We start from the raw sequence: 1,287 nt of genomic DNA, 5'->3' as shown, positions 1-1,287 counted from the left end.
GGGACTGACCCCGTAATGTGAGACAAATCAAAACACCTTCAAGAGAACTAAACCATGTCGTAAGATATGGGGACAATCTTGGAGGTGTTTTTGCATTGTCAACTAGAGTGAGTTACCCCGTGGAAGTCAAGATGCAGGCAATTCAAATGAGATTGGCAGGTGTTCCAGTGAAGGAGGTTATGGAGAAACTCGGAATCCGCAATGTAACTCAGCTAAAAGTCTGGATGAAGTGGTATCGGAAGGGTGAGCTTCATCGACTAGAACAACCTGTTGGCAAACAATACAGCTTTGGCAAAGGTCCTGAGTTCACTTCAGAGCTTGAGAAAGTGAAAGCAGAAAATCGATTTTTGAAACAACAACTGGATGTGCTAAAAAAGTACATGGAATTGGAAAGGAGGTGACACCTAGAATCATGGTCACATGGATGGAATCCATCAAAGGAGAAGTGAATATTGCCCAAGCTTGCGCTTGGTTGGGTATTGCGCGATCCACCTATTATCGCTGGAGGTCAGTGGTTAAAACGAAACAGAAGGACCCTATAGTCGAAAAGATTCGGCAGCTATGTTCCCTACATAAATTTCGTTATGGCTATCGAAAGATCACGGCACTCCTTCGGATTGAACAACAAATTAATCACAAGCGTGTGCAACGGATTATGCAAGCAGAACAACTGCAATGTCGAGTCCGCATCAAGAAACGTAAACCAACGGGGCAACCTTCACAATCGGCTGAACATCTGCTACAACGTCAATTTCATGCTGAAGTTCCGATGCAAAAGCTCGTGACAGATATTACGTATTTGCCGTTTGGTGGAAAAATGTTGTACTTATCAAGTATCTTAGATTTGTACAATGGAGAGATTGTGGCTTACACCATAGCAGACAAACAAGACACTTCGTTTGTCTTAGATACGTTAAATCAACTTCCTGATCGACCAGGAATGATGTTGCATAGTGATCAAGGCAGTGTGTACACGTCTCAAGCGTACCAAGAGGCAGTAAAAGGAAAAGGCATTATCATGAGCATGTCCCGCAAGGGAATGCCCGCTGATAATGCCCCCATCGAATCGTTTCATTCCACGCTAAAGTCTGAAACGTTCTATCTCGAAGGCCTTACGAATACAACGACGGCAATCGTTGTACAAACCATTCGAGATTATATTACCTACTATAACTCAACTCGTATTCAAACGAAACTAAACAACCAGTCGCCGGTTGAATTCCGACGACCGGCTGCTTAAACTTGTAAGGTGTTTTGATCCCTGTCCTACAAACGGGGGTCAGTCCC

At 43.8% G+C, this 1,287-nt stretch carries 1 protein-coding gene; it reads left to right on the top strand.

The genetic code is table 11. The features are described 5' to 3' along the window. Window positions 1-95 precede the first annotated feature (95 nt). Window positions 96-1,240 (top strand): IS3 family transposase gene (locus tag HP398_RS30510; RefSeq protein ID WP_100169650.1). Its coding sequence is split into 2 segments (ribosomal slippage): window positions 96-369 and window positions 369-1,240, totalling 1,146 coding nucleotides; the frame shifts between segments, so codons are not numbered across the junction. The last annotated feature ends 47 nt before the right edge of the window (window positions 1,241-1,287 follow it).

This window comes from Brevibacillus sp. HB1.4B (genome assembly GCF_013284285.1).
Lineage (GTDB): Bacteria > Bacillota > Bacilli > Brevibacillales > Brevibacillaceae > Brevibacillus > Brevibacillus porteri.
The sequence above is the reverse complement of the archived record's forward strand: the minus strand, read 5'-3'. Positions and strand labels throughout refer to the sequence as shown.